This is a genomic window from Streptococcus sp. 10F2 (genome assembly GCF_054331515.2).
Genome location: NZ_JBTGGE020000062.1, coordinates 1 through 7,902 on the forward strand (window position 1 = coordinate 1; position 7,902 = coordinate 7,902).

Genomic DNA, 7,902 nt, shown 5'->3' on the forward strand with positions numbered 1-7,902 from the left:
CCTGCGATCATTTCGATCGTACCGGTTCGATTCCGGTCCTCGGCAAATGAGCACCCTTAGCTCAACTGGATAGAGTACCTGACTACGAATCAGGCGGTTAGAGGTTCGACTCCTCTAGGGTGCATGTTATAGAAATAGGAATTTACAATACGAAGTAAAGACCTAAATTATATCTACGGGAAGTAGCTCAGCTTGGTAGAGTACTTGGTTTGGGACCAAGGTGTCGCAGGTTCGAATCCTGTCTTCCCGACTAGATTAGATGACAGAAATGTCATCTTTTTTTATATTTCCCAAACCAAGTCCAATAGCGAAGTTTAAAGCAGAGAGTGAAATAAGAAGATTTAACTTCTGTCTCTAAGTTGTTTGGGACCAATGTGTAGCTCGCTCAGCCACTCAGGAATTGAGTGGATGAGTATGGGAATAAAGCGAAGGAACTTCGCAACAAAATCCAGTCTTCCCTCAGGACATTTTGTTGTATTCTGTTTAGTTGTTTTTTTCATTGTCCTCGCCTTTCTATTTTAAGGCTCGGGTATAGGCAGTCTCTACTCAGACTGCCTATATATTTCCCAAACCAAGTCCAATAGTGAAGTTTAAAGCAGAGATCGAAATAAGAAGATTTGATTCCTGTTTCTAAGTTGTTTGGGACCAAGGTGTGGCTCGCTCATCCACTCAGGAATTGAGTGGATGAGTATAGGAATAAAGCGAAGGAACTTCGCAACAAACTCCTGTCTTCCCTCAGGAGATTTGTCTGTATTCTGTTTAGTTGTTTTTCTCATTGTCCTCGCCTTTCTATTTTAAGGCTCGGGTATAGGCAGTCTCTACTCAGACTGCCTATATATTTTACAAATCAACTCCAATGGCGAAGTGAGGACGAAAGGTTGAAATGGGGAAATTTATGGAGGACTTCTGGAATTAATACGGTTTCATTGTTTACTGGTATTGCGACTGGTCTTTTATGATGGTAGGATAATATGTGTGAACTTTCATGTTCTTTTCATTATTTATTTCATTATTTATTTCATAGAGAGGGATGTATATGTCTTATCAGGCTATTATTTTTGATATGGATGGAGTCTTGTTCGACACGGAGCGTTTCTATTATGAGCGTCGTGAGACTTATTTAGCAGACCAAGGGATTTCGATTGATCATTTACCGCCTGCTTATTTTATTGGTGGGAATATGAAACAAGTGTGGGAAAATATTCTAGGTGAGTCTTACGACGACTTTGATGTACCTCGTTTACAGGCCGGCTATTTGGCGCATAAGAAGAAAAATCCCTTACCATATAGTGATTTAGTTTTTCCTCAAGTGCATGCTGTTTTGCAAGGTCTAAAAGAGAAGGGCTATCCTCTTGGTCTAGCTTCTAGTTCGGTAAAAAAAGATATTGACCGTGCTCTAGAGGAATTGGAAATTCGTTCGTATTTTGATGTAGTATTGTCTGGGGAAGAATTTCAGGAATCAAAGCCGAATCCGGAGATTTATCAAGCAGCTTGTAAAGCCTTGCAGGTTGATCCAAAGCAAACCTTAATTATTGAGGATAGTGAAAAAGGAATTCGTGCAGGAGCTCGTGCGGGAGCAGAGGTCTGGGCTATTCGAGATTACCGATTTGGCTTAGATCAAAGTCGAGCAAGTCGAACCATTGATCATCTAGGACAAATTATTCCGTTATTGGAAGTACTGTAAACTTTTGCGGTTTAAAGATTGTTGTGGTATACTTTTCCAATAATAGATGAAAAGAGGTAGCCTATGTCTACATTTGAAAAAATTCAGGCGATTATTGTGGAGGAACTAGAGGTAAATCCGGATCAGATTACATTGGAATCTAGTTTTGATGATCTAGATGTTGATTCTTTGGATTTATTCCAAGTGATTACTGCGATTGAAGATGAATTTGATGTTGAAATTAATGATGATGAAAACATCAAGAGTATTGCAGAACTTGTAGCATTTGTAGAACGATAAGCAAATTATTCTTGCCTTAGATTCTTTTCTATGGTAAAATGAGGCTGTTTAGAGGAATCTTAGGGAAGCCTTCTTACAGAGAGCGGTGGGGTTGAGAAATCCGCAGAAGGAGCTGAGATGGGTTGCTAAATGGTTTTTTGAATCTGAAATAAGTTGCGGGCTCTGCCCGAAATTGGGTGGTACCGCGGATAAAGCTTCGTCCCTGTCTGATGACAGGGATTTTTTTGTCGATAAAAGGAGTTGTCCTATGGCCAAAAAGAAAAAGAACAAAACGCTATTGAAGCAAATGCGTCGAGAGTACAGGGAGGAGAAGAAATTCCTAGATAATGAGTCGCAACTCAATCATTCGATTGATTTATTCGATGATTCTGATTTTTTTAGAACGGATGCAGTTCTGAATGCTGAGGATATTGAAGCATCTGATGTTGAAAAAATGGATCTAAGCATTTTTGATGATTTGCTGAAAAACATGCAGGAAGGCGGTGCGGATGAGGAGGAGATGACTACAGCTGAAGTTGGCATTGCCCTTCTGCATGCTCTTCAACTGGAAGAGGGGCCAGAGAGACTTCGTACTTTGGAAGAACTAGCCAATAAACATGTCAATAGTTTTGATGCACAGTGGTACTATTTATTGGATAGTCGTGAGCAATTCACCTATAGCACTCTTGAATCCTACAAAGCATTTACGGAGTTGATTTTTCAGAAATTAGAGGAAGTTGGTTCTCTGTCCTGGAATCACCCTATAACAGGTCAGTATTTAGATGCCTTGACCTTTCTATTGACAGTCTATTTCGAGGAAGGTTTGCTTAACTTGGCACTTGACATTATGGATATGCTTGAACCATATGTCTTTGAAAAAGGTGCTCCAGCTTATTTGCCTTATTTAATGGCAAGTGTCTATTGTTCAACTTTCCAACCTGAATTTGTATTAGACATGTATAGGGATAGGTTGTCAGAGAATATTTATGATGCTAGTCTCAATCTCTATAGTGTCATTGCGAGCTTAATGATGGGTGATTCAGAAGGTGCGAATGACTTGTTTGAGGATCTCGTTAGGGAAGATCCTGAATTTGCTTCAGCTCTGGGAAATCCTCATTGGTTCTTGGACGTTATGCATCATAATCAGGAAGAGTGTGGAGGGGAACATGAACATTCAATAGCTCACGTTCTCAATCCTCTAGGCTTATTTCTAGCGGATAAGGCTATTCTGATAAATCAATTGACAGAGATGTACCTGGAATTTCAGGAAAGGCAACCGAATCATCTTCTAGGAAAGAATTCAAGTGGACCGCAGGACTCTACCCTTAGTGATTTACTAAACTCTTTGCCTCAAGGTAATCTCGATGATCTTGTGCATCTGTTCTCTGAGCCGTCCTATGAAGGACTTCACTTTGATAAGAAACAACTTCTATTAAATGCAGGACTTCGAAGTTTTAAAGATTTTGAAAAAAGGACAGAGAAGGAAGTTCTGGCTATTCATGGAATTGGCCCTGCAACGGTTCGGAAACTAAAAGAAAACGGAGTTGTCTTTCGAAAGAGGTGATGTCTTGTTAAATCATATCGAAATTTATGTTTCTGATTTAGCGGCTTCTCGCAGATTCTATGAATTCCTCTTAGGGAATTTGGGCTATGAGATTTATCAAGACTGGGAAGATGGTTTCTCTTTTTTGAAGGCAGGGATTTACCTGGTATTTGTCCAAGCCCCTGACTATTTTTTACAAAAGGGGTATCATCGAACTAGAATTGGCTTGAATCATCTGGCTTTTTGGGTTGATGGGCCTCTAGAAGAATGGCATCAATCTCTCTTAGGATTGGGAGTCTCCTTCCTATATGAAGATCGATATCCTTATGCAGGTAGTCAGGATTCAAAGCGGCTCTATTGTTTAGATCCTGATGGTATTAAAATCGAACTTATTCAGAAGGAGGAGTACTGATGAAGATACTTGGTGAATTCGTTCGTAATCAATTGCCGGATTTAGAGACCGAGCGTCTCTATCTTAGGGAACGAAAAGTTGAGGGTGCGGTGGATATGTTTGCCTATGCTAGTCTGCCAGAAGTGGCTTTTAATGCTGGCTTTCCACTTATGGAAAAAATAGAAGATGAGGAGGCTTTTATTCAGGGAATTCCTCTTCGAATGATGCAAGCCGGCTTACCAGGGGGCTATGGAATTACCTTGAAAGGGGAGAATCGTGTCATCGGTTCGGTCGATTTCAATCGTCGCCACGGGGAACTCGGAGATATCTATGAAATAGGCTATGTTCTCCATCCAGACTATTGGGGACAAGGAATTGTTCCCGAGGCTGTTAAAGCTCTGTGTTTCGTGGCATTTTCCCTTATACCAGAACTTTACAAAATCGAGATTGCCTGTCATGGTTCAAATCTCCAAAGTCAAGCTGTTGCTAAAAAGGTTGGTTTTACTCTGGAAGCTAGGCTGAGAGGGCGTGACCATGTCAGGGGGCAGCGGCAAGATGAACTCCGGTTTGGTCTTTTGAGGAGTGAGTGGGAGACGATACTCTAAGGTATCCTTATGTAAATATTGTTAGTGAAAAGAATAAGAAAGGAATGACTATGTCAAAAGAACTATCAACTAAATACAATCCAGCCGAGGTTGAGGCTGGTCGTTATGCTAAGTGGCTTGAAGCGGAAGCTTTTAAACCATCCGGAGATGCGGAGGCTAAGCCTTATTCAATTGTGATTCCACCACCAAACGTTACGGGTAAATTGCATTTAGGGCATGCCTGGGATACAACCTTGCAAGATATTATTATCCGTCAAAAACGGATGCAGGGTTATGACACATTGTGGTTACCAGGAATGGACCATGCGGGGATTGCGACGCAAGCTAAGGTTGAAGAGCGCTTGCGGGAACAAGGGATTAGTCGTTACGATCTTGGTCGTGAAAAATTCTTGGATAAGGTCTGGGAATGGAAGGACGAGTATGCAACGACTATCAAGGAGCAGTGGGGCAAATTAGGTTTGTCTGTAGACTATAGTCGAGAACGCTTTACCTTGGATGAGGGCTTGTCCCAAGCTGTACGAAAAGTATTTGTGGACTTGTACAAAAAAGGTTATATCTATCGTGGTGAATTTATCATCAACTGGGATCCAGCGGCCCGCACAGCTCTTTCGGATATTGAGGTTATTCACAAGGATGTTGAAGGGGCCTTTTACCATATGAACTACATGTTGGAAGATGGTTCACGCGCCCTTCAGGTTGCGACGACTCGTCCGGAAACCATGTTTGGTGATGTAGCTGTTGCAGTTAACCCTGAAGATCCACGTTATAAGGATTTGATTGGTCAGAATGTCATTTTGCCGATTGTGAACAAGCCAATTCCAATTGTTGCGGATGAACACGCTGATCCAGAGTTTGGAACCGGGGTTGTTAAAATTACCCCAGCCCACGATCCGAATGACTTCCTTGTTGGTCAACGTCATGATTTACCACAGGTTAACGTGATGAATGACGATGGAACCATGAATGAACTAGCTGGTGAGTTCGCTGGTATGGATCGCTTTGAGGCTCGTAAAGCGGTTGTTGCGAAATTGGAAGAGTTAGGAGCCTTGGTTGAGATTGAGGAACGTGTTCATTCTGTTGGTCACTCTGAGCGTTCAGGTGCGGTAGTAGAGCCTCGTCTATCTACCCAGTGGTTCGTCAAGATGGATCAACTGGCTAAAAATGCCATTGCTAACCAAGATACAGAGGACAAAGTTGAGTTTTATCCACCACGTTTCAACGATACTTTCCTTCAATGGATGGAAAATGTTCATGACTGGGTGATTTCTCGTCAATTGTGGTGGGGACACCAAATTCCAGCTTGGTATAATGAAGCTGGTGAAATGTATGTAGGTGAAGAAGCCCCAGAGGGAGAAGGCTGGGTTCAAGATGAGGATGTCTTGGATACTTGGTTCTCTTCTGCTCTATGGCCTTTTTCAACCATGGGCTGGCCAGATACAGAATCTGCCGACTTCCAACGCTATTTCCCAACTTCAACTCTGGTAACGGGTTATGATATTATTTTCTTCTGGGTGTCTCGGATGATTTTCCAATCTCTTGAGTTTACCGGCCGTCAGCCGTTTAAGAACGTCCTTATTCATGGATTGATCCGTGATGAGCAGGGGCGTAAGATGTCCAAGTCCTTAGGCAATGGAATCGATCCAATGGATGTGATTGATCAATATGGTGCCGATGCCCTTCGTTGGTTCCTCTCAAATGGTTCTGCCCCTGGACAAGATGTTCGCTTCTCCTATGAGAAGATGGACGCTTCTTGGAACTTCATTAACAAAATTTGGAATATTTCTCGTTATATTTTGATGAATAATGAGGGGCTTAGTCTGGAAGCTGCACGCGAGCAGGTTGAAAAGGTTGCGAGCGGTCAAGCTGGTAATGTAACGGATCGTTGGATCTTGCATAATCTGAATGAAACAATTGCCAAAGTCACGGATAACTTTGAGAAATTTGAATTCGGTGTAGCTGGACATATCCTCTACAACTTTATCTGGGAAGAGTTTGCCAACTGGTATGTCGAGTTGACCAAGGAAGTTCTTTACAGTGAAGATGAGGCTGAGAAAGTCGTGACACGTTCGGTTCTTCTATATACCTTGGATCAAATCTTGCGACTCTTGCATCCAATCATGCCATTTGTGACTGAGGAAATCTATGGCCAATATGCAGAAGGAAGCATCGTTCATGCGGCCTATCCAGTGGTCAATCCAAGCTTCGTCAATGAGGAAGCTCATGCTGGAGTTGAAAGCCTCAAGGACTTGATTCGGACTGTCCGCAATGCACGAGCTGAGGTGAATGTAGCTCCGTCTAAGCCTATTAGTATTTTGATTAAAACAAAAGATGCGAGCTTGCAAGGCTTCTTCCAAGCGCATGTCAACTATATCAAGCGTTTCACCAATCCAGAGTACTTGGAAATTGCGGTTGATTTGGAGGCGCCAGAACTCAGCATGAGTGCGGTTATTTCAGGGGCTGAAATCTTCCTCCCATTGGCAGATTTGCTCAATGTTGAAGAAGAATTGGCACGTCTGGATAAGGAACTGGCTAAATGGCAAAAAGAACTCGACATGGTTGCTAAAAAATTGGGCAATGAGCGCTTTGTAGCCAATGCCAAACCAGAGGTCGTTCAAAAAGAAAAAGACAAACAAGCCGATTATCAAGCTAAATTTGATGCAACCCAAGAACGGATTGCAGAAATGAAAAAATTGGTCTAAAATAGAACAGCTCGCTAGCAAGTGCTAGCGGGTTTTTCTGTCAGGAGGTGCTTATGAAGTTGCGATGGATATTAGGGAAACATTCGGTGATGACCTTTGAGGTTAATCATGAAGAAAAAACGGCTCAGCCAATATTGGAGAATGGCCAGTCTCATCCAAAGGGACCTTTGGCTCGTCTGATATTTCCAGAAAATAAGCAGACCTATGTTGGTTTAGAAGCAGAATTAAATTATCTATTACGTACCAATTATCGGACTGGCAATCGAAGTTTGGAAGAACTCTTACAGGAGATTTCCTCAGGAACAGCTTTTTCTGCTAAAGAACCCTATCTCACCTTAGATATTCCTAAGGAGAGTGGTCATCTGACTTTAAAGGAAACTCATATTTTAAATGGAACGTTAGTCTTAGAACATCATGAGATTTTTGGAGATAGTTTACTCAAAGGTAATCAACATAAGGATGTCTTTTTACATGAGGGAAAAGCGGTCATGGTGAAACGAGATAACGTCAATCCAGAATTTGGTGACGACTGGGAGCCTGGTAACTATGACTACAGTTATTCCTCAGTAGCCGAGACTTTGGTTTCTATTTTGATAGATATACTCTTTTAGATTATAAACTGTATATGATATACTATTTTTATGGCATACGGAATTGATTTTAGAAAACGTGTCCTTGAATATGTTAAAGAGGGACATACACGTAAAGAAACAGCAGCTTTA

Annotated in this window: 7 protein-coding genes and 2 tRNA genes; all 9 read left to right on the top strand. The window is 41.8% G+C overall.

What is annotated here, in order from left to right:
* Window positions 1-50 precede the first annotated feature (50 nt).
* Window positions 51-124, top strand: a tRNA-Arg gene (locus ACXM1Q_RS08250).
* A 52-nt stretch (window positions 125-176) separates the two neighbouring features.
* Window positions 177-250: transfer RNA gene (locus ACXM1Q_RS08255), tRNA-Pro, on the top strand.
* 786 nt (window positions 251-1,036) lie between these two features.
* A complete protein-coding gene (locus tag ACXM1Q_RS08260) occupies window positions 1,037-1,684 on the top strand; it encodes an HAD family hydrolase (protein ID WP_135038837.1) in 648 nt (215 codons plus the stop codon).
* A 63-nt stretch (window positions 1,685-1,747) separates the two neighbouring features.
* Window positions 1,748-1,963: an acyl carrier protein gene (locus tag ACXM1Q_RS08265; RefSeq protein ID WP_458517659.1), complete on the top strand. Its 216-nt coding sequence runs from the start codon at window positions 1,748-1,750 to the stop codon at window positions 1,961-1,963.
* A gap of 247 nt (window positions 1,964-2,210) precedes the next feature.
* Entirely contained in the window at window positions 2,211-3,506 is a 1,296-nt protein-coding gene (locus tag ACXM1Q_RS08270; protein WP_458517660.1) for a helix-hairpin-helix domain-containing protein, read from the top strand.
* Window positions 3,507-3,510: 4 nt separating this feature from the next.
* Entirely contained in the window at window positions 3,511-3,897 is a 387-nt protein-coding gene (locus ACXM1Q_RS08275) for a VOC family protein (RefSeq protein WP_458517661.1), read from the top strand.
* Window positions 3,894-4,481 carry a GNAT family N-acetyltransferase gene (locus ACXM1Q_RS08280; protein ID WP_458517664.1) on the top strand — a complete coding sequence of 196 codons (588 nt, stop codon included), beginning with the start codon at window positions 3,894-3,896 and terminating at the stop codon, window positions 4,479-4,481. The genes ACXM1Q_RS08275 and ACXM1Q_RS08280 overlap by 4 nt, the downstream gene beginning before the upstream one ends.
* A 50-nt stretch (window positions 4,482-4,531) precedes the next feature.
* Window positions 4,532-7,180 carry a valine--tRNA ligase gene (locus ACXM1Q_RS08285; protein ID WP_458517662.1) on the top strand — a complete coding sequence of 883 codons (2,649 nt, stop codon included), beginning with the start codon at window positions 4,532-4,534 and terminating at the stop codon, window positions 7,178-7,180.
* A gap of 53 nt (window positions 7,181-7,233) precedes the next feature.
* Window positions 7,234-7,791, top strand: a complete 558-nt coding sequence (locus ACXM1Q_RS08290; protein ID WP_458517663.1) for a hypothetical protein — start codon at window positions 7,234-7,236, stop codon at window positions 7,789-7,791.
* Window positions 7,792-7,902: the final 111 nt, after the last annotated feature.